Source organism: Flavobacteriales bacterium (assembly GCA_030584065.1).
Classification (GTDB): domain Bacteria; phylum Bacteroidota; class Bacteroidia; order Flavobacteriales_F; family PHOS-HE28; genus PHOS-HE28.
In genome coordinates, this window is sequence record CP129489.1 from 3,680,447 (window position 1) to 3,699,561 (window position 19,115).

Annotated in this window: 15 protein-coding genes, 2 tRNA genes and 1 pseudogene; 9 read left to right on the forward strand and 9 right to left on the reverse strand. The window is 66.1% G+C overall.

Annotated features, from left to right (window positions below; translation table 11 throughout):
• Positions 1-27: 27 nt before the first annotated feature.
• Entirely contained in the window at positions 28-771 is a 744-nt protein-coding gene (locus tag QY325_15325) for an electron transfer flavoprotein subunit beta/FixA family protein (protein ID WKZ66124.1), read from the reverse strand.
• 164 nt (positions 772-935) lie between these two features.
• Between QY325_15325 and QY325_15330 the strand changes: the two genes are divergently transcribed.
• Together QY325_15330 and QY325_15335 are read left to right on the forward strand one after the other, a co-directional pair.
• On the forward strand, positions 936-1,904 hold the full coding sequence (locus QY325_15330; GenBank protein WKZ66125.1) for a YihY/virulence factor BrkB family protein: 969 nt from the start codon (positions 936-938) through the stop codon (positions 1,902-1,904).
• Positions 1,905-1,909: 5 nt separating this feature from the next.
• The gene (locus QY325_15335) at positions 1,910-2,941 is read left to right on the forward strand and encodes a pyruvate dehydrogenase complex E1 component subunit beta (protein WKZ66126.1); all 1,032 of its coding nucleotides are present in this window, start codon (positions 1,910-1,912) and stop codon (positions 2,939-2,941) included.
• 88 nt (positions 2,942-3,029) lie between these two features.
• Here the strand turns inward: QY325_15335 and QY325_15340 are convergent, their stop codons facing one another.
• The 4 genes from QY325_15340 to mutS form a co-directional block, all read right to left on the reverse strand.
• A complete protein-coding gene (locus QY325_15340; protein WKZ66127.1) occupies positions 3,030-4,787 on the reverse strand; it encodes a T9SS type A sorting domain-containing protein in 1,758 nt (585 codons plus the stop codon).
• Positions 4,788-4,933: 146 nt separating this feature from the next.
• Positions 4,934-5,018, reverse strand: a tRNA-Leu gene (locus QY325_15345).
• A 55-nt stretch (positions 5,019-5,073) separates the two neighbouring features.
• Positions 5,074-5,146 (reverse strand) — tRNA-Gly (locus tag QY325_15350).
• Between the two features lie 61 nt (positions 5,147-5,207).
• Positions 5,208-7,853, reverse strand: a complete 2,646-nt coding sequence (gene mutS / locus QY325_15355; GenBank protein WKZ66128.1) for a DNA mismatch repair protein MutS — start codon at positions 7,851-7,853, stop codon at positions 5,208-5,210.
• An 84-nt stretch (positions 7,854-7,937) separates the two neighbouring features.
• Between mutS and QY325_15360 the strand changes: the two genes are divergently transcribed.
• The 3 genes from QY325_15360 to QY325_15370 all read left to right on the forward strand — a co-directional run bounded on the left by QY325_15360 (position 7,938) and on the right by QY325_15370 (position 9,833).
• Positions 7,938-8,513, forward strand: coding sequence for an RNA methyltransferase (locus QY325_15360; GenBank protein ID WKZ66129.1), 576 nt, complete (start codon positions 7,938-7,940; stop codon positions 8,511-8,513).
• 72 nt (positions 8,514-8,585) lie between these two features.
• A complete protein-coding gene (locus QY325_15365) occupies positions 8,586-9,560 on the forward strand; it encodes a DUF6089 family protein (GenBank protein WKZ66130.1) in 975 nt (324 codons plus the stop codon).
• A 24-nt stretch (positions 9,561-9,584) separates the two neighbouring features.
• Positions 9,585-9,833 carry a PspC domain-containing protein gene (locus tag QY325_15370; protein WKZ66131.1) on the forward strand — a complete coding sequence of 83 codons (249 nt, stop codon included), beginning with the start codon at positions 9,585-9,587 and terminating at the stop codon, positions 9,831-9,833.
• Positions 9,834-10,096: 263 nt separating this feature from the next.
• On the opposite strand, the gene QY325_15375 is transcribed toward QY325_15370, so the two are convergent.
• The 3 genes from QY325_15375 to folK all read right to left on the reverse strand — a co-directional run bounded on the left by QY325_15375 (position 10,097) and on the right by folK (position 13,025).
• A complete protein-coding gene (locus tag QY325_15375; GenBank protein WKZ66132.1) occupies positions 10,097-11,809 on the reverse strand; it encodes a hypothetical protein in 1,713 nt (570 codons plus the stop codon).
• A 100-nt stretch (positions 11,810-11,909) separates the two neighbouring features.
• The gene (locus QY325_15380; GenBank protein ID WKZ66133.1) at positions 11,910-12,539 is read right to left on the reverse strand and encodes a deoxynucleoside kinase; all 630 of its coding nucleotides are present in this window, start codon (positions 12,537-12,539) and stop codon (positions 11,910-11,912) included.
• A gap of 6 nt (positions 12,540-12,545) precedes the next feature.
• On the reverse strand, positions 12,546-13,025 hold the full coding sequence (folK, locus tag QY325_15385; GenBank protein WKZ66134.1) for a 2-amino-4-hydroxy-6-hydroxymethyldihydropteridine diphosphokinase: 480 nt from the start codon (positions 13,023-13,025) through the stop codon (positions 12,546-12,548).
• Positions 13,026-13,144: 119 nt separating this feature from the next.
• Between folK and sppA the strand changes: the two genes are divergently transcribed.
• Complete coding sequence (sppA, locus tag QY325_15390) at positions 13,145-14,938, forward strand: signal peptide peptidase SppA (protein WKZ66135.1); 1,794 nt, start codon at positions 13,145-13,147, stop codon at positions 14,936-14,938.
• A gap of 134 nt (positions 14,939-15,072) precedes the next feature.
• On the opposite strand, the gene QY325_15395 is transcribed toward sppA, so the two are convergent.
• Complete coding sequence (locus QY325_15395; GenBank protein ID WKZ66136.1) at positions 15,073-15,873, reverse strand: DUF2797 domain-containing protein; 801 nt, start codon at positions 15,871-15,873, stop codon at positions 15,073-15,075.
• 45 nt (positions 15,874-15,918) lie between these two features.
• On the opposite strand from QY325_15395, the gene QY325_15400 reads away from it, so the two are divergent.
• The 3 genes and pseudogenes from QY325_15400 to QY325_15410 all read left to right on the forward strand — a co-directional run bounded on the left by QY325_15400 (position 15,919) and on the right by QY325_15410 (position 18,963).
• Complete coding sequence (locus QY325_15400) at positions 15,919-17,430, forward strand: GH3 auxin-responsive promoter family protein (GenBank protein WKZ66137.1); 1,512 nt, start codon at positions 15,919-15,921, stop codon at positions 17,428-17,430.
• Entirely contained in the window at positions 17,430-18,236 is an 807-nt protein-coding gene (locus QY325_15405; GenBank protein ID WKZ66138.1) for a hypothetical protein, read from the forward strand. Before QY325_15400 ends, QY325_15405 begins: the two co-directional genes overlap by 1 nt.
• 115 nt (positions 18,237-18,351) lie before the next feature.
• Positions 18,352-18,963: pseudogene (locus QY325_15410) on the forward strand (deoxynucleoside kinase).
• Positions 18,964-19,115: the final 152 nt, after the last annotated feature.

The following is a 19,115-nucleotide window of genomic DNA, read 5'->3' on the forward strand; positions in this document are numbered from 1 at the left end:
ATCTCCCGCCCGTACGATGGGTTCGGTTCAGATCACCTTCGCTTCGGTGTGCAGCAGCTCGATCAGCTTCCCGGCCTCCTCGGCAGGGATCATCTTCACCGAGCCCTTGGCGGGGGGCAGCTCGAACCGCACGGTGCGGGCCGTCTCGCCCTCGGCCGCAGCAGGTACCACGGTGAGCGGCTTGGTGCGGGCGGCCATGATGCCGCGCATGTTGGGGATGCGCTGCTCGGCCATGCCTTTGGCGGCGCTCAGGGCCAGGGGCAGCTTCACCTCCAGCACCTCCACGCCCCCGGGGACATCGCGCTCCACTGTGGCCGTGTCGCCGTTCACCTCCAGCTTGCTGGCAAGCGGCACATAGGGCAGGTCAAGGAGCTCGGCCACCATGGCGCCTACCTGGCCGCCGTTATGGTCGATCGTCTCCTTGCCGGCAAGCACCAGGTCGAAGCCCTTGTCCTTGGCATAGCCCGCGATGAGCCCGGCCACCTGCAGGGCCTCGGTGGGCTGCGCATCGATGCGCACGGCCTCATCGGCCCCGATGGCGAGCCCCTTCCGGATCGTGGCCTCGGTATCGGCGCCGCCCACCGTCACGGTGGTGACGGTACCGCTGCCCTTGGCCTCCTTGATCTCGAGAGCGCGGACCAGGGCGTACCACTCGTCATAGGGATTCATGATGAAGGTGACGCCATTGGCATCGTATTGCGTGTCGCCGTTGGTGAAGGCGATGCGGGCGGTGGTGTCGGGGACGTGGCTGACGAGGACAAGGATCTTCATCGGCGGATGGCGTTGGACGGTTCGCTGTTGGGCTCAGCGCTCTTGAGCAGAGGGTGCTTGCGAGCGGGCCGCGAAGGTAACCACCGTAGGCCAGCCGGTGTTCTGCCGGCCGCCCCTTCCCATGCCCCGATGCCCGCTGGCCGAAACCGGCTCATCTTCGCGTCGTGCTTGACCGGTTGGCGGCCAAGGGCCGGAGAGGGTGGCGGTTCACGCGCATGCTCGTGAAGGCCTACATGGAGGACGACACCCTCGACCTGGGGGCGGCCCTGGCCTTCTACACCATCTTCTCCATCATGCCCATGCTGGTGGTGGTGATCGCCGTGGCGGGCCTGCTGGCGGGCCCGGCAGCGGCGGAGGGCCAGCTGTTCACGCACCTCACGCAGTTCGTCGGCGCTGATACCGCTATGGCGTTGCAAGGCCTGCTGGGCAACGCCTACGAAAGCGGCAGCGGGATCGTGGCCACGGTGGTGGGGCTGGGCACCCTCATCGTGGGCGCCACGGGCGTGTTCAATGCCCTCAAGGCCTCGCTCAACCGCATCTGGGAGATCCAGCCCAGGCCGCGGAACACGGTGCTCGGCCTGCTCATCAGCCGGCTGCTGTCGTTCTCCTTCGTGCTGGGCATGGGTTTCCTCATGGTGGTGAGCTTCCTCCTCAGCGCGCTGGTCACGGCCTTTGCCGCAAGGATCGCCGAACTCTTGCCAGGGGGTGCCGGAGTGGTGGTGATCGCCCTGTCCAATGGCGTCTCACTGGCTATGACGGTGGCCGTTTTCGCCGCCCTGTTCAAGTACCTCCCTGATGCCCGCGTGGCCTGGCGCGATGTGGTGCCCGGAGCGGTCCTCACCACGGCGCTCTTCATCGTGGGCAAGTATGCCCTCACCTTCTACTTCCAGTTCTCCAACCCCGCCTCGGCCTTCGGTGCCGCAGCCAGCCTCATGTCGCTGCTGCTCTGGGTCTACTACAGCTCGCAGATCTTCTTCCTGGGCGCTGAGTTCATCTACGTCTGGGCCCGGGAGCACGGCCGGCCCATCCGCCCCGGTACCGATGCCGTGCGGGTGGTGAAGCAGGAGGTGGTGATGGATGCGGGCCGGGTGGTGTCTACGCATACCAAGCACGATCGGCTGGACGAGGCCTGAGCCCGGTGCTACCGGACGTCGGCCCTACATTTGGCGCCCCGAACAGCAGCACCATGCGCACCGTCCAGTTCCGCGAGGCCCTCAACGAGGCGATGTCCGAAGAGATGCGCCGCGATCCCAGCGTATTCCTCATGGGCGAGGAGGTGGCCGAGTACGACGGCGCCTACAAGGTGAGCAAGGGCATGCTGGCGGAGTTCGGGCCGCAGCGCGTGATCGACACGCCCATCGCCGAGCTGGGCTTCACCGCCATCGGGGTGGGCGCAGCCATGAACGGCCTGCGCCCCATCGTGGAGTTCATGACCTGGAACTTCGCCATCCTGGCGGCCGATCAGATCATCAACCATGCGGCCAAGATGCTGCAGATGAGCGGCGGGCAGTTCCACGTGCCCATCGTGTTCCGCGGCGGCAACGGCAGTGCCGGCCAATTGGCCGCCACGCACAGCCAGAGCTTCGAGGCCATGTACGCCAACATCCCGGGCCTCAAGGTCATCAGCCCCAGCAACCCCTACGACGCCAAGGGCCTGCTGAAGGCCGCCATCCGCGACAACGACCCCGTGCTCTTCATGGAGAGCGAACGCATGTACGGCGACAAGGGCGAGATTCCCGAGGGCGAGTACCTGCTGCCCATCGGCGTGGCCGATGTGAAGCGCACGGGCAAGGACGTCACCATCGTCTCCTTCAACAAGATGATGAAGGTGGCCTTGGGCGCGGCCGAGGAACTCGCCAGTGAGGGCATCGAGGCCGAGGTGATCGACCTGCGCACGATCCGCCCGCTCGACCATGCCACGATCATCCGCAGCGTGCAGAAGACCAATCGCCTTGTGGTGGTCGATGAGAACTGGCCCTTCGCCAGCATCGCCAGTGAAGTGGCCTACCGCGTGCAGAAGGACGCCTTCGACCACCTGGATGCCCCGGTGCTGCGCGTGAACCAGGCGGACACGCCGCTGCCTTTCGCACCCAACCTTATCGATGCCTCCCTCCCCAGCGTGCCGAAGGTGGTGCGCGCTGTGAAGGAGGCGATGTACCTGGTGAAGTAAGGGGCGTTCTGCGCCCCGTTCAGCCCCGGTCGATCATACGGCCAGCTAGTTCCCAGCAACCTGAGGTGCTTGGGTTGAGCCTTATCGGTCAGTGCTTTACCAAGGAAAGCCTCCGCGCCCCCCGCTCATCCTCCATGTGAGCGATGTAGGCCCCCGGACGGAGCTCCCCGAGATCGATGGCCATCGGAAGGGAGCCTTGCCGTTCCGCCACCAAGCGACCGGATGCATCCAAGATGCGTCCATGTCCGACACCGGTTCCGGTGAATGTGATGCGGTCCATGAAGGGGTTCGGGTAGGCTGACATGGACGTACCTGTACGGATCGTAACAGCCGTATTGATGTCCGACCAGGAAAAGCGGGCCACGAAGCCGTCCGAACTGCCCGCGTTGCTCAGGTTCACCGCACTGCTGCTGGGGTTCACGTTGAAGGTGGTGGAGCGGTATTCACCACCGAGGAGGAACTGCCCCGCTCCGTTGGCGGCGATGGAGCGGCAGTTGTCGCTGCCGGTGGTTCCGCCGACGCGCACCGCACCCGCAAGGGCAAGGTCATCCCAGGCGTAACGTGCCAGACCGATGTCGAACACGCCCGAATTGGGCTGCAGGTTGGTCACGCCCGGTCCGATCTGCATGTCCAGGACACCGAAGGCGAGTTCCACTGCGATCACGAAGTGGCCATCGCCGGTGAGCGCCATGGAGCGCCGGTGGGTGTTGGCCGCTGCACCGCCCGCCGGTTGGATGAGCTGGTCGAACTGAGCGGCCGATGCGAGCTCCCCGCTGCTGGCCGAGAGCTTCACGAAGTAGGTGCCGGCCTGGTTGCTGATGGGGTTGAGCGTCTGCGTGTCCGGACCAGGGTCCGCATCCACGGACGTTTCATAGGCGCCCATCAGGAGCACCTGCCCATCGGCCACTTCCAGGCCGAACACACCATCGCTTGATCCCGGTGACAGCATGCGGGCGTGCCAGAGGTAGCTGCCATCGGCGCCGTACTTGGCCACGCAGGCATCGCGGCCACTGCTGGCCGGCGGAATGACGGCCTGGCCCGCTCCCGGGTCGAAGTCGGTGCCGCTGTTGAAGAATCCGCCCGCATACAATGCCCCGTCCGCATCGAAGCGGATATCGCTCGTCTGGTCGGTGAAGTTGCCGTTGCCTCCAAGGCCCAGGCCCCATGCGAAGCTCATGTCGGCGGCGTACCGCGCAATGAATGCATCGGCGCCGCCATTGGAGTTCACCACGGCCGTGCCGGTGCCGGGGTCCAGGTCGAGGTTGTCCCCGAACGAGCCGTGGATGGCGAAGCCGCCGTCAGGGGCGGCCTCCAGGCCCAGCGTGGAATGCACCGAGGAGAAGAACTGGCCCACCGGGCTTGTGATCACCAAGTGGCTGATGAGCGCGCCACTTGCCGCATCGAGCCGCTGCACGGCCGTGTGGTTCCCCTGGTTCGGGGTCAGCTGCTGACCCGGTCCGGGATCGACGTCGGCCGCACCATTGAACGACCACGCTACAAGCGCATCGCCGGCCGTATCGAATGCCACGCCTGCCGGAATGCCGGACTTGGCCAGGGCGAAGCCCCATGCAAAGCTGCCATCCGCCCCGAGCTTCACGGCGAAACAGTTGGCGGTTCCGGCCGGCGTCGCCGTGACGTTGACCTGGCCGGGTCCGGGGTCAAGGTCGATCGTGCCGTTGAAGGTGCCGCTCACCAGCATGGCGCCGTCCGGAGCCAGGGCGACGGCGGCCCCTTGGTCGATGCCGCTGCCACCCCAGCGGGCAGAGCGCTCGTGGATGAGCTGGCCTTGGGCGGTGCTGGCCAACAGCGCGAGGAGCGGCAGGAAGGGAACCAGGACGTGCTTCATGACAGGCGGCAGGTTTGTGCCGGGCCAAAAGTCACGGCCGGCGCGGGAAGGGTCAATAGAACCTTTGTTACCCCCCTTACCGGCAAGAAGCACCGGGCTGCTGCGCATAGAGCGCTCCTGACGAGCGGATGTTCGGCATGCGCCGGTGCCCGGGGCGGGACTCGAACCCGCACGGCCCTTGCGGACCAAGGGATTTTAAGTCCCTCGTGGCTGCCATTTCACCACCCGGGCGCGGATGGCCAGGCCGCAAAGCAACGATGCCTCCCGTGAAGGAGGCATCGGCTTGAGCGAGAAACGGGACTCGAACCCGCGACCCCGACCTTGGCAAGGTCGTGCTCTACCAACTGAGCTACTCTCGCGTAGGGGCCGCAAATATAGGCGACGGAACAATCACTGCAAATCCATGGTCCGCCGATCGAATCAGGCTTTCCGGAGCCTGGTGGTGCCGGCCCCGGCCATCCGCTTGATCTCGTTGAGCTTCAACAGCGCCTCCACCGGGGTGAGGGTGTTGATGTCCAGCTCGGTGAGCTGTTCCCGGATGCCCTCGAGCGCGGGGTCGTCGAGCTGGAAGAAGCTCAGCTGGGGCTCGGGGGCCATGCCCTTGAGGCTGGGGCTCGGCCGCCGTGCGGGTTCCGGTCCGCTTTCGCCCAGGTCGCCCGCATGGGTGCGCTCCAGATGGGCCAGCACTTTCCTGGCGCGCTCCACCACCGCCTTGGGCATGCCGGCCATCTGCGCCACATGGATGCCGAAGCTGCGGTCGCTCCCGCCCGGCACCAGCTTCCTCAGGAACAGCACGCGCCCATCCACTTCGCGCACCGCCACATTGGCGTTGCGGATGCGCGGGAAGGTGGCGGCCATCTCATTCAGTTCATGGTAGTGCGTGGCGAAGAGCGTCTTGGGCCGTGCGGCGTGCTCGTGGAGGTACTCGGCGATGGCCCAGGCGATGGAGATGCCGTCGTAGGTGCTGGTGCCGCGCCCGATCTCGTCGAGGAGCACCAGGCTGCGGTCGGTGAGGTTGTTGAGGATGCTCGCCGATTCGTTCATCTCCACCATGAAGGTGCTTTCGCCGGTGCTCAGGTTGTCGCTGGCGCCCACCCGCGTGAAGATGCGATCCACCAGGCCGATCCTCGCCGCGCGCGCCGGCACGAAGCTGCCCACCTGCGCCATCAGCACGATGAGGGCCGTCTGCCGCAGCAGCGCTGATTTCCCGCTCATGTTGGGGCCGGTGATCACCACCAGCTGGCGCTCATCGGGATCGAGCAGCACATCGTTGGCCACGTAGGCCTCTCCCGGCGGCAATTGCTGCTCGATCACGGGGTGGCGCCCGTCGCGGATGTCGAGCACCCGGCCTTCATCGATCACCGGACGGCAGTAGCCGAGCGCGGCAGCGCTCAGCGCGAAGGAGCGCAGCGCATCGAGGGCGGCCACGGCGTGCGCGCAGCCCTGCACGTCGCCGATCCGCTCCACCACGCGCTGCACCAGGGCGCTGTATAGCTCGCCCTCCAGCGCCAGGATGCGCTCCTCGGCGCCCAGGATCCGTTCCTCCAGCGATTTGAGCTCATCGGTGATGTAGCGCTCTGCACCCACCAGCGTCTGCTTGCGCACCCATTCCGATGGCACCTTCTCCTTGTGCGCATTGCGCACCTCCAGGTAGTACCCGAAGACGTTGTTGTAGCCGACCTTGAGGGAGCCGATCCCGGTGCGCTCCATCTCGCGGCGCTGCACCTCGAGCAGCAGCTCCTTGGCATGGGTGGTCACGTGCCGCAGCTCATCGAGCTCCGCGTGCACGCCCCCGCGGATGACGCCGCCCTTGGCCAGGGTGGCCGGTGTCTCCGGCTCGATGGCCGACCGGATGCCTGCAGCGAGCTCCAGCGGCGGGGTGATTCCCGCCGCCGCACGGACCAGGGCGTCACCGCCGCCGGCAAGGGCGTCGCGCGCCTCCTGCGCGGCCTCCAGCGCCTGCGCGAGCTGCAGCAGCTCACGCGGCGCGATGCGCGCCGCCGCCGCCTTTCCGGCGAGGCGCTCCAGGTCGCCGATGCGGGGGAGCGCGTGGGCCAACCGCTCCTCCACGGCAGGGGCGGCCATCAGGCCCTGCACGCGGTCCAGCCGCTCCTCGATGGCGCTCCGGTCCAGCAACGGCAGCAGCAGCCAACGCTTCAGCAGCCGCGAACCCATCGGCGTGGCGCACCGGTCCATGCTCTCCAGCAGGGTGCGGGCCCCATCGTTCACCGGCGACACGAGCTCCAGGTTACGGATGGTGAAGCGGTCCAGGCCCACATGGTCCGAGGGCCGCAGCCAGCGGATGGAGGAGATGTGCGCAAGGCGCTCGTGCCGGGTCTCGCCCAGGTAGTGCAGCACGGCGCCTGCGGCACGCTGGGCCAGCTTCAGGTGCTCGATGCCGAAGCCCTTGAGGGTGGCGGTGCCGAATTGCCCGAGCAGCCGCTCCCGGGCGAACTCCTCTGCGAAGGCCCAATCGTCAAGGCCGAAGCTGTGCAGCCGGCCCTGGCTCTCGAGGAGAAAGGGATCCTTCGCCCCCTTGGGCACCAGCAGCTCGCGGGGCGCATGGCCGGCCAGGAGCTTGCCCATCGGCTCGGCGGGCTCCTCCGCCACCAGGAACTCCCCTGTGGTGACATCCAGGAAGGCGAGGCCGTAGGCGCCCGGCCCGCCGCAGAGGGCGGCCAGCCAATGGTTGTCGCGCCGCTCCACCACTTGGTCGCTGAACGAGACGCCCGGCGTGGCCACTTCGGTCACGCCGCGCTTCACGATGGTCTTCGCTTGCTTCGGGTCCTCCAGCTGGTCGCACACCGCCACCCGCAACCCGGCGCGCACCAGCTTGGGCAGGTAGTTGTCCAGGGCATGGTGCGGGAAGCCGGCCAGCTCGTCCTGGCTGCCGCCGTTGTTCCGGCGCGTCAGCGTGATGCCCAGGACGCGCGCAGCGGTGATGGCATCGCTGCCGAAGGTCTCATAGAAGTCTCCGACGCGGAACAGCAGGATCGCGTCCGGGTACTTTCCCTTGATCGCCGCATATTGGCGCATCAAAGGGGTGTCTCCGGCGGCTTTGGCCATGGTTTCGGCGGCTTCGCTTGAAGCCGGCCTCCAAAGTACGGCCCTGCTCCCGGCGCCTGTCCACAACTTGCTGACAACACCGCCATGCCTGCCACGGACCGCAAGCTGACCATCGAAGAGCTCGGCCGCATCCCTGCGGAGGACTACCGGCACGGACCGCGCCAGCGCCTGGTCGTCGTGCTCGACGATGTGCGCAGCCGCCACAACGTCGGTTCCATCTTCCGGTCGGCCGATGCGTTCGGGGTGGAGCGCATCGTGCTCTGCGGCTTCACGCCATGCCCGCCGCACCGCGAGATCGAGAAGACGGCCTTGGGGGCCACGCAATCCGTGCCATGGGAGCATTGCGCCGATCCCAGGGTCGCCGTGGAGCGCCTGCAGGCGGAGGGCTACCGCGTGGTGGCCGTGGAGCAGACCTTGATGGCCGTGCCCCTCGAGCGGGCCAAGGGCATGGCCTCCGGGCCTTTGGCCCTGGTGCTCGGCAATGAGCTCCATGGGGTCTCCGACGAGGTGGTGCGGGCCTGTGATGCCTGCCTGGTCGTGCCCCAGCGCGGCAGCAAGCATTCCTTGAACGTCTCGGTCTGCGCGGGCGTGGTGCTCCATGCCCTCACCGCGGAGGGCCAGGACGGAGAGGCAACCATGGCGGGTTCAACCGGTCTATGAGGACGGAACCCTGAGGCGAACTGGCCCGTAAGGGCGCATCCCTCTATATTTGGCCGACTGCCGACCCGCCGCATGCAGCGAACCCTACTCCGTTACGTCCTCAGTTCCGTCACGGCCATCCTGTTGGCCGGTGCGGCGAGCGGGCAGTATTTCCGCCAATCCACCTATTGGAAGACGCATCGCCAGGAGGTCGAGTTCGGCTTCGGCATCGCCAATTTCCTCGGTGAGCTGGGCGGCCGCAACCAGATCGGGTCCCCCTTCGTGTGGGACCTGGAGATCTCCCAGACCCGCCCGGCGGCCAGCCTGGCCTATCGTTATTACCTGGCACGCCAGCAGGCGCTGCGCATGCGGTTCACCTATGGCGTGCTGGCGGGGAACGACAACCTCACCACGGAGCCGTTCCGCCAGAACCGGAACCTCAGCTTCAAGTCGGATGTATTCGAGCTCTCGCTCGTCTATGAGTTGCACCTCTACCGGGAGGAGCTGGGCCACATCTACGACCTCCGGGGGGTGAAGGGCACCAAGAGCAGCCGGGTGGGCCTCTACTTCTTCGCAGGGGTGGGCGGCTTCTACTTCGATCCGCGCGCCCAGTTCAACAATGCCTGGGTGCGCCTGAAGCCCTTGGGGACTGAAGGCCAGGGGCTGCCCAACGGTGCTGAGGAGTACAACAACTACCAGATCTGCATCCCCATGGGCGTCGGCATCCGCAGGGCCTTCACCAAGCAGTGGAGCGCCGGGCTTGAGCTGCAGTACACCAAGACGTTCACCGACTACATCGACGACGTCAGCACCAACTACTACGATAATGCGGCCATCCGCGAAGCACGCGGGGATGTGGCGGCGTACCTGGCGAATCCGGGGCTGAACACACCGTACATGCAGGAGCAGGGGATCAACCCCACGGCAACCGGTCAGCAGCGGGGCGATGAGAAGGACCTCGATGCCTACCTCTTCCTCAAGTTCACGGCCGACTGGAAGATGTACAAGTACAAGAGCGGCAGCAAGAAGTACCGGGCACGCATCCGCCGCGCCAAGATCGTCTTCTGACCGGAGCCGTTCCGACACGGTCCAATGCGCATCGCCATGGTCACGCCCATCCGTTCCTGGTTCGAGCAGCAAGCCTTCGGCGTATGCGCCTGGTGGGCCGGCAAGCTCAACGTGAAGACCGAGCAGGTGCGCCTGAGCTTCATCTACCTCAGCTTCATCACGGCGGGTGCTCACCTGGTGGTCTATCTCGTGATGGCGTTCGTGCTGCAGCACAAGGAGCGCATCAAGCAGCCGTTCCGTCGCCGCAGCACCGTGTGGGAGTTGGAGCCCTAGAGCGGGATCGCCCGCGACCTGGCCCCTTCCATCCGCATCCGGGGTGCGATGCATCGTGGATGCTTCCGGATGCCCGAGGGCCAATCCTGCGCGATGGCCGAATCGACTGAAAGTTGGACTCGGTCGGCGGTCCGATCATGGCCCGTTCCGGGTCCACCGTGATCCGGTTCAGGGTGGAGCCGGTGAGGCGAGCACCGGCAAAGCGTTGAAAAGCAGAAGCCCCCGTCGCAGGACGGGGGCTTCCGTGTCCGAGAGCTGCTGGATCAGAGGCCCAGCTGCCCTTTGAAATTGCGGAACTCGAGGTCCTTCATCGCCTTCTCGCGCATGCTGGCATCCTTCTGAACAGCCATGCCCAAATGGTTGCGTACCATGTCGCCATTGTTCTGGCGGGCGCCGATGATGGCCATGAGGTAGTGCCCGGTGGCGGTGTCCTTGTCCGGGGCGGCCTCCAGGATGCGCTGGGCGCCGGCGGCATCTCCGCCCAGCACCTTGGCCAGCGCGGCGTTCACGCTGTTGACGCCGCTCATGTTGCTGCTGGCGCTGCCGTAGTCGCCGTTCTGGATGTGGATGATGCCCATGTTGTACTTCACCTCGGGGCCGGCGGCCGTGGCCTTCTGGTAGAGGCTCATGGCCTTCTTGCGGTCACCCTTCAACCGGGCGCATACGCCGAGGTTGTTCGTGCTCACAGGGTTCTCCTGGATGCTGTTGGCCTTCTGGAACTCCGCTTCGGCCTCGGCCAGCTTGTTCTGCTGGAAGAGGACGTAGCCGGCATTATTCGGGCCGCGGTAGTCATTGGGATGGATGCGGCTCGCTTCGCGGTAGATGCGGAGCTGCTCATTGAGATCGCTGGTCAGGGTTGCGCTGAAGAGCAGCTCCTCCACGGTCAGCGAATCGGGCATGCTCTTGCTCATCGCGGTGAGCTGCTCGTCGGTCTTGCCGACACGGTCGAAGTTGAGGCGCATCTCGCTGCGGCGGAGCTGCGGCAGGATCTGCTCGGCGATCTCCTTGTAGGTGGCGGCCATGTTGCGGATCTCCTCTTCGCGCTTGGCCAGGTCGGGGTACATCTCCAGCACGCGAAGCACCAGTTCCTTATCGGGCACGGTGGTGCTGGCCTGCATGGCTCGCTTGAAGCCTTCCCAGTCCTCGCCGCGGGGGTTGAGCGCGAAGAAGCCCTCCGCCTTTGCGGCCTCCACCTTGCTGCGCAGCAACTCGCCCTTCGCCCAGGCCATGGCGCTGGTGGCACGGTCGGTGGCCAGGTTCTCATTCTTGCTCAGCTCGCCCTCGGGGCTGGCCCAGGCATCGATGGACATGCCCTTGATCTGGACGCTGGGGTCCTTCAGGCTCGCCTTGATGAACGCGGCCAGCGCCTTCACATCGGCATCGCTCACCTCGCCAGGGCGTACCACGCTGCTGTTCACGAGGTACTGGATGGTCGCGTCCTGGCTGTGGCTGGTGACGCGCTGGAAGGCGTCCTTGGCGTGCAGCACCTTGTCATCGCTGAGCATGAGATAGGGCGTCGTGATGACCCCGTCGGCCAGCTTGAACGGATCGAAGGGCATCTCTTTGCTGCCCTGCTTGCCCAGGATCTTCACCACCAGCTCGCTGGTGCTCATGGCCGGCGTGTAGGCCACCTTGCCGGTGTAGCTGAAGCTCTTGCCCGCCTCATAGGGGATGACCGTGTAGTTGCCCACGGCCTTGTCGCCCTGGAAGCCCACCATCTTATAGGGCGTCTCACCACCGGCGTAGGTGAGGGTGGGGGTCAGTTCCACCTGCGCCTTGCGGTAGAAGTACTTCCCCGGGAAGCTGCCGTTCACGCTGATGGCCACGGAATCGCCTTGTACGATGAGGGGATTCGGTTCAACCGTGTACTTGATGTTCTCGGCGTACTTCTTCATTTTTCCGAGTCCTCCGCAGCCGGTAATCACGAGCGTGCCGGCGGCGAGGATCGAAAGGCCTTTCAGGTGGCGCTTTTCCATAAGGAGGGCGTGTTGGGTGAATTCGGCGGCAAGTATAAACACCGTTATCCGGGGATTCCCGCTGGCACCCGATTGATTTCTTCACATAGCGCCGTGCGCTTCAGAGGGTTGCGATGCGGTAGCCGTACGGCGCCTCTTCCTCGATCAGGCCAAGGAGCCGGTCGAAGGCGGCCGCGTCGTGCAGCAGGTCCGACTGCCCGAGGTCCACGATGAGCGCTCGGGTGGAGGCCGCCTTCATCAGGTGGTCCATGTACCGCTCCTGCAGCCGCATGAGGTAGTCGGCGCCGATCGCTTGCTCGTAGCCGCGGCCCCGCTGCCGGATCCGCTCGCGCACGCGCTCGATGCCCAGGTGCAGGTATACGATGAGCTCCGGCTGCGGGAGGTCCGCGTACATGATCTGGTAGAGGTCGCGGAACAGCGCATGCTCGTCCGGGGGTAGGGTGGCGCTGGCGAAGACGAGCGATTTCCCGATGGAGTAGTCGGCGATGGTGACCGGACTGAACAGGTCCTGCTCTGTGACCCGTTTGAGCTGGTGGTAGCGCTGGGCCAGAAAGGAGAGCTCCACGCTGAACGCATAGCGTTCAGGTTCAGCGTAGAAGCGCGGCAGGAAGGGGTTGTCATCGAACTCCTCCAGCACCAGGCGCCCGCCCCTGAGGTCGGCGAGCCGCCGGGCCAGCGTGGTCTTGCCGGCCCCGATGAGCCCTTCGATGGCGATGTAGCCGTAGCGCATGGTGCGTCAACCGTGCCGCCGAATGTCGATCAGGAGCTGGAGCACCGTGCGGCCGAGTGCGGGATGCACCCAATCCGGTGCGATGTCCGCGGCGGGTGCCAAGGCGAAGGGCCGCTCGTGCAGGCGGGGGTGCGGCACGGTGAGCCCCGGTGCGTCGATCGTACGGCTGCCGATCAGCAGGATGTCGATGTCGATGGTGCGTGCCGCATAGCGCGTATCCGGCAGGCGGGTCCTGCCCAATTCGGCCTCAACGCCCAGCAGCTCCTTCATCAGTGCGGTAGGCGCGAGGGCGGTCTCTACCAACAGAGCCCGGTTCAGGAACAGGCGGTCGTCGTCGAATCCCCAGGGCAGGGTCCAGTGATCGCGGCTGCGGGCCAGGATGGAGCCCGTGCGCGCCGCGATGCCCGCCTCGGCGCGCTCCAGGTTCGCCATGGGGTCCCCAGCATTCCCCCCCAGCAGCAGCAAGGCCTCGGCCACTCCGCTCATGGCCCCAAAGCTATCCGGTCACCGCCCTCCCATCCATCCCGCGCCCCGTTCGTGTATCGGCCGGGGCCGGGCGATGTGCGCTCAGCCTAGTTTCGGGGCCGCAAATCCCCCCTGACCCCATGAGAGAGTTCTTCAAGTTCATGTTCGCATCCATGCTCGGCACCCTGGTGATCGGCGTGGTGCTGATGGTCCTCTTCTTCGGCATGATCGCCGCCATCGGCGCCGGCCTTGGCTCGAAGGGCAAGCCCGCCAAGGTGAAGGACGGCTCGGTGCTGCACCTAACGCTGGATCAGCGGCTGGTGGACCGTGGCGACGAGGAGCAGTTGGACATCGACCTCGGGCCCTTCTCGGCTGAGTCGAAGGTCGGCCTGAACCAGGTGCTCGCGGCATTGGAGCACGCCAAGAAGGACGACCACATCGAGGGCATCTTCCTCGACCTCACCCAGGTGAACGGCGGCTTCGCCACGCTGCGCGAGGTCCGCGAGAAGCTGGTCGAGTTCAAGAAGGAGAGCGGCAAGCCGGTGGTGGCCTGGGCGGAGTTCTACACCCAGGGCAGCTACTACATCGCCTCGGCGGCGGACCAGGTCTACCTGCAGCCCAAGGGCATGCTCGACTACCGCGGGCTGCAGAGCGAGTACATGTTCCTGAAGGGACTCTTCGAGAAGCTCGATGTGGAGATGCAATTCATCCGCGGAAGCAATAACCGCTTCAAGAGCTTCGGAGAGGTCTATACGGAGGACAGCATGAGTGCGGCCAATGAAGCGCAGGTGCGCGCCCTGCTCGATGGGCTGTGGACGGAGCATCGGGCCGCCGTGGCGGAGAAGACCGGAATCGCAGCAGGTGACCTGGACCGCATCGCCGACGGGCTGGAGGCCCGCAACGACACCACGGCGCGCGACCTCGGCCTGGTGGATGGCCTCAAGTACCGCGATGAGGTGCTGGCCGACATGAAGGAGCGGATGGCGCTCGACAGCAAGAAGGAGATCGCCTTCGTAGGCCTTGGCAAGTACCTGCGCTCATTCGATGCCGATGCCGACAAGGGCAAGGGGGATGCGAAGCTGGCGGTGATCTACGCGGAAGGCGGCATCTCCAGCGGGGAGAGCGGCGACGATGTCATCGGCAGCACCTCGCTCTCGGCCACCCTCCGCAAGGCTCGGGAGGACAGCGCCGTGAAGGCGATCGTGCTCCGCGTGAACTCCCCAGGCGGCAGCGGCCTGGCCAGCGAGGTGATCTGGCGCGAGGTGAAGCTGGCCGCGGAGGCCAAGCCGGTGGTGGTGAGCATGGGCGATGTGGCGGCGAGCGGCGGCTACTACATCAGCGCCCCGGCCGCCCGCATCTACGCGGAGCCCACCACCATCACGGGCTCCATCGGCGTCTTCGGCCTGGTGCCCAATACCGAGGGCTTCTTCAACAACAAGCTGGGCATCACCTTCGATGGGGTGAAGACCCACCAGCACGCCGACATGTACAACCTCAACCGCCCACTCACCGACCACGAGAAGCGCATGATGCAGCAATGGGTGGATGAGTTCTACGCAGGATTCGTGGAGCGCGTGGCAGAAGGGCGCAAGCTCACCCCCGCGCAGGTGGACAGCATCGGGCAAGGGCGCGTGTGGACGGGCACCGATGCCAAGGCGCGCGGCCTCGTGGATGAGCTGGGAGGTCTCGAGGACGCCATCGCGGCCGCTGCCGGGCTAGCCAGCCTTTCGGAGTACCGCCGCGTGGAGATGCCCGAGCAGGAGGATCTCCTGCACAAGCTGCTGAAGGACCTCAATGCGGACGCCCGGGCCTGGGTGGCCCGCCAGTACCTCGGCGACGATGCCCAGCTGCTGGAGCAGTTCCGCCTGGTGCGGGAGGCCCGCAGCCGGAGCGGCATCCAGGCCCGCATGCCCTTCGACCTCGTGGTGCGCTGAGCGCGCCCCGACCGACCGGAAAGCACGAACGGCCGCCATCCGGCGGCCGTTCGCTTGCCCTTGTGATCAGTTGCCTGATCCTAACCAAAACCCTGCCCTTGCAACGCGGGTTGCGCCCCGGGGGTTACACTCCCTCAGTTCAGCACCTCCACGTGGTGGCCTGATTGATTGCGGATGTTCAGCACCCGGCCATCCTCCCACATGAGGTACTGGCCCTTGATGCCGACCAGCACGCCGCCGATTTCGGGCTGCTTCTCGAAGGATACGCTGGCCACCTTCGGAGGGTAAGCGAGGACGGGGTACCGTATCGCCTGGGGCGCCTCGTCGTGCAGGAGGTGCTCCTGCAGGTCGTCGCGCAAGGCGCCGATGGCCTGCGCCCGTGCCGCAAGGAGCGCTTCGGCGGCGGGCTCCGCCTCCTTCAGCATCGCGCGCCAATTCGTCTTGTCCTTGAAGAGGCGCTTCAGGTCCACCTCGATGAGCCCGGCGAGCTGCCGGTAGGGGACGCGTGCGATGACCAGTGCCGCCGTCGCGCCTTGGTCGATCCAGCGCGTGGGCACCTGCGTGGCGCGCGTGACCCCCACCTTCACGTCGCCGGTGAAGCTCAGGTACACCGTGTGCTCGGTGGCGTGGTGCGTGCGCTCCCATTCCGGGTCACGGCCCTCGCCGAGGTGCGCCCGGCACAGCTCGGGATGCACGATGCACTCAGCGGCCTCCGGCGCGGACTGCAGGCAGGGGTAGCAGAAGCCCTGCTGGAACAGCTTCTTCACCCGCCGACCGCAGTTGACGCAGCTCAGCTTGCCCGTGAATGCCAGCGTGAAGGGCTTCCCGATGCGGTCGTTGAGCGGGAGCGGGGGGGAGAGGGGCAGCTCGTACCGCACGGCGCCGTCATCCCCCAGCGCGGCACGCATCTTCAACAGGGGCTGTCCGTCGTTCATCGCACACGATTACTTTCGGCGGAAGATAGGCGCACCGCCGCACCCATGCCCCTGAACGCCCTCTTCGGCTTCCTCATCAAGAAGCGCCTCCAGCAGATCGAGCTGTTCCGGGACAACCCCATCATGGCCCAGCTGGAGGTCTTCCACTCCTTGTTGCGCACCGCCCGCTACACCGAGTGGGGCAGGCAGCACGACTATGGCGCCATCACCACCCCGGATGAGTTCCGCCAGCGCGTACCGGTGCAGGACTACGCGGGCGTGAAGCCCTATGTGGCGCGCCTGCGCAAGGGCGAGCAGAACCTGCTCTGGCCCACGGATGTGAAGTGGTTCGCCAAGAGCAGCGGCACCACCAGCGACCGGAGCAAGTTCATCCCGGTCAGCCGCGAGGCGCTGGAGGACTGCCATTACAAAGGCGGGAAGGACCTCATCGCGCTGCACTACCAGCAGCGGCCCGACAGCAAGCTGTACCAGGGCATGAGCCTGGTGGTGGGCGGCAGCAGCAGCATCGAGCAGCTGCGCAGCGATGCCTACAGCGGCGACCTGAGCGCCATCATCATCCGCAACCTGCCGGTTTGGGTGGAGGTGAGGCGCACCCCGGTGATCGAGACCGCGCTCATGGAGAACTGGGAGGAGAAGATCGAGCGCATGGCGCGCGAGACCATGCGCGAGGATGTGCGGTGCATCGCCGGCGTGCCTAGCTGGACCTTGGTGCTCCTGCGCCGCATCCTCGAGCTCACCGGCAAGCGCGACATCGGCCAGGTGTGGCCTAATCTCGAGCTATTCATGCACGGTGGCGTCAGCTTCAGGCCCTATCGGGAGCAGTTCCGCGACCTGATCCCCTCGCCCCAGATGAACTACCTGGAGAGCTACAACGCCAGCGAGGGCTTCTTCGCCGTGCAGGACCGGCGGGGCGCGGATGACATGCTCCTCATGCTGGACTACGGGATCTTCTACGAGTTCATGCCGCTCTCGGAGCTCGGCACGGAGCGCCCCCGCACGCTGCTCCTCGACGAGGTGGAGCCCGGCACGGACTACGCCCTGGTCATCAGCACGAACGGCGGCCTTTGGCGCTACATGCCCGGTGATACGGTGCGCTTCACCAGCGTGAAGCCCTTCCGGGTGCAGGTGAGCGGCCGTACGCGGAGCTTCATCAACGCCTTCGGCGAGGAGCTGATCGTGGACAATGCCGATCGCGGCATCGAGGCCGCCTGCCGCGCCACAGGGGCCGTGGTGGCCGAGTACACCGCTGCGCCCATCTACATGCAGGGCGAGGCGCGCGGCGGCCATGAGTGGGCCATCGAGTTCGAGCGGCCGCCCGATGACATGGAACGCTTCGTGGACGAGCTCGATGCCGCCATGCGGGCGTTGAACTCGGATTACGATGCCAAGCGCCGGGGCGACATGGCGCTGCGGCGGCCGGTGGCCCATCGGCTCGAGCGCGGCACGTTCCATGCATGGATGCGGCGGCGCGGCAGGCTGGGCGGGCAGAACAAGGTGCCCCGGCTCTGCAACGACCGCGCGCTCATCGAGTCCATCCTCTCGCCTGCGCACGCCTGATGCACCGGTTCCTGGCCCTGTTACTGCCGCTGCTTCCCGCCCTGCTTCCAGCGCAGGACGGGCCCGAAGGGTTCGTGATAGAGGGCCGTTTCGACGCCTTCACCACGGACGAGCTGGGCTATGTGTACGCACTGGCCGGCGACGAGCTGCGGCTCTTCGACCCCAAGGGCCGCTCGTGGCTGCGCAACAGCGTGAAGACGCTCGGGCGGATCGCATGCATCGATGCCTTCTACTCCCTGAAGCCGATGGTCTTCGCTCCGGAGCAGGGCCAGCTGGCCGTGCTGGACAATACGCTCGCGGTGCAGGGGAGCGTCATCAACCTGCCGCGCAGCGGATTCCCGCAGGTGGTGCTGGCGTGCATGAGCGTGCAGAACGGCTTCTGGTTCTTCGACCAGCGCGAGATGGCGCTGGTCCGCGTGGATGCCCAGCTGAGGCCCCTGGCCAATACAGGCCGCCTCGACCAACTGCTGGGGCGGACCCTGGCGCCCACGCGGATGCTCGAGCACGAGAGCCGGCTCTACGTCCTCGATCCGCAGGCGGGCATCCATGTGTTCGATCTGTTCGGCACCTTCATGCGCACCATTCCGGTGATGGGCGCCGAGAGCTTCTCCGTGCGCGGCTTCCATCTCCATTGGTTCGCCGACGGCATGCTGCACGAGTACGACATGCGGTCGTTCGCCGTGCGCGACATCCCCGTGCAAGGCGGCCTCGAGGGCCCGGTGCGCGATGCGCGGAGCGAGCGCGGGCTGCTGTACCTGCTCACGGATGCGGGCATCACGGTGCGCACGGTGCCCGATCAGCGTTGATGCGGAGCGAGTTTTCCACAACACCGCCCGCCACGCGCGGTGCGGGTATCTTCGCCATCGCTCGTTCTCAGCGCAGCGATCCACAAGCGCTCAACCCTCAACATCAACCAGCGAGATGCACATCGCCATCGCGGGCAACATCGGCTCAGGCAAGACCACCCTCACCCAGCTCCTCGCCAAGCACTACAAATGGGAGCAGCTGCAGGAGGCGGTGGACAACAACCCGTACCTCTTCGACTTCTACAAGGACATGCAGCGCTGGAGCTTCAACCTCCAGATCTTCTTCCTCAACAGCCGCTTCGAGCAGTTGCTGGAGATCCGCCGCACTGGCCGCAACGTCATCCAGGACCGCACCATCTACGAGGACGCCTACATCTTCGCCCCCAACCTGCACGCGATGGGGCTGATGACCACGCGCGATTTCGAGAACTACCACCGCCTCTTCCTGAACATGGAGAGCGCCATTCAGCCGCCTGACCTGCTCATCTACCTGCAGGCCCCGGTGGAGAAGCTGGTGAGGCAGATCGCAGAACGCGGCCGCGACTACGAGGCCTCCATCAGCATCGACTACCTCAAGCGGCTGAATGAGCGCTACGACGCCTGGATCGAGAAGTACGACAAGGGCAAGCTGCTGGTGGTCGATGTGGAGGACAATGCCTTCCATGCCGACCCGGAGCACTTGGGCCAGATCATCTCGCGGATCGATGCGGAGATCCATGGCCTCTTCCCGATGGAGAAGCCCGTGCGCAAGGACGAGGCGAAGCCCGCCAAAGCCGCAGTGAAGGTGGCTGCCAAGGGAGCGCCCGGCAAGAATGGGGCAAAGGCCCTCGCGAAGAAGCGCTGATCCCATCCGTCCGAAACGGGAGCGCCCCGGCCATG

Bases quoted from the DNA above. Each gene is read 5' to 3' on its own strand.
- QY325_15325 (WKZ66124.1), bottom strand. From the start codon at position 771: ATGAAGATCCTTGTCCTCGTCAGCCACGTCCCCGACACCACCGCCCGC.
- QY325_15340 (WKZ66127.1), bottom strand. From the start codon at position 4,787: ATGAAGCACGTCCTGGTTCCCTTCCTGCCGCTCCTCGCGCTGTTGGCC.
- mutS (WKZ66128.1), bottom strand. From the start codon at position 7,853: ATGGCCAAAGCCGCCGGAGACACCCCTTTGATGCGCCAATATGCGGCG.
- QY325_15360 (WKZ66129.1), top strand. From the start codon at position 7,938: ATGCCTGCCACGGACCGCAAGCTGACCATCGAAGAGCTCGGCCGCATC.
- QY325_15365 (WKZ66130.1), top strand. From the start codon at position 8,586: ATGCAGCGAACCCTACTCCGTTACGTCCTCAGTTCCGTCACGGCCATC.
- QY325_15370 (WKZ66131.1), top strand. From the start codon at position 9,585: ATGCGCATCGCCATGGTCACGCCCATCCGTTCCTGGTTCGAGCAGCAA.
- QY325_15375 (WKZ66132.1), bottom strand. From the start codon at position 11,809: ATGGAAAAGCGCCACCTGAAAGGCCTTTCGATCCTCGCCGCCGGCACG.
- QY325_15380 (WKZ66133.1), bottom strand. From the start codon at position 12,539: ATGCGCTACGGCTACATCGCCATCGAAGGGCTCATCGGGGCCGGCAAG.
- folK (WKZ66134.1), bottom strand. From the start codon at position 13,025: ATGAGCGGAGTGGCCGAGGCCTTGCTGCTGCTGGGGGGGAATGCTGGG.
- sppA (WKZ66135.1), top strand. From the start codon at position 13,145: ATGAGAGAGTTCTTCAAGTTCATGTTCGCATCCATGCTCGGCACCCTG.
- QY325_15395 (WKZ66136.1), bottom strand. From the start codon at position 15,873: ATGAACGACGGACAGCCCCTGTTGAAGATGCGTGCCGCGCTGGGGGAT.
- QY325_15400 (WKZ66137.1), top strand. From the start codon at position 15,919: ATGCCCCTGAACGCCCTCTTCGGCTTCCTCATCAAGAAGCGCCTCCAG.
- QY325_15405 (WKZ66138.1), top strand. From the start codon at position 17,430: ATGCACCGGTTCCTGGCCCTGTTACTGCCGCTGCTTCCCGCCCTGCTT.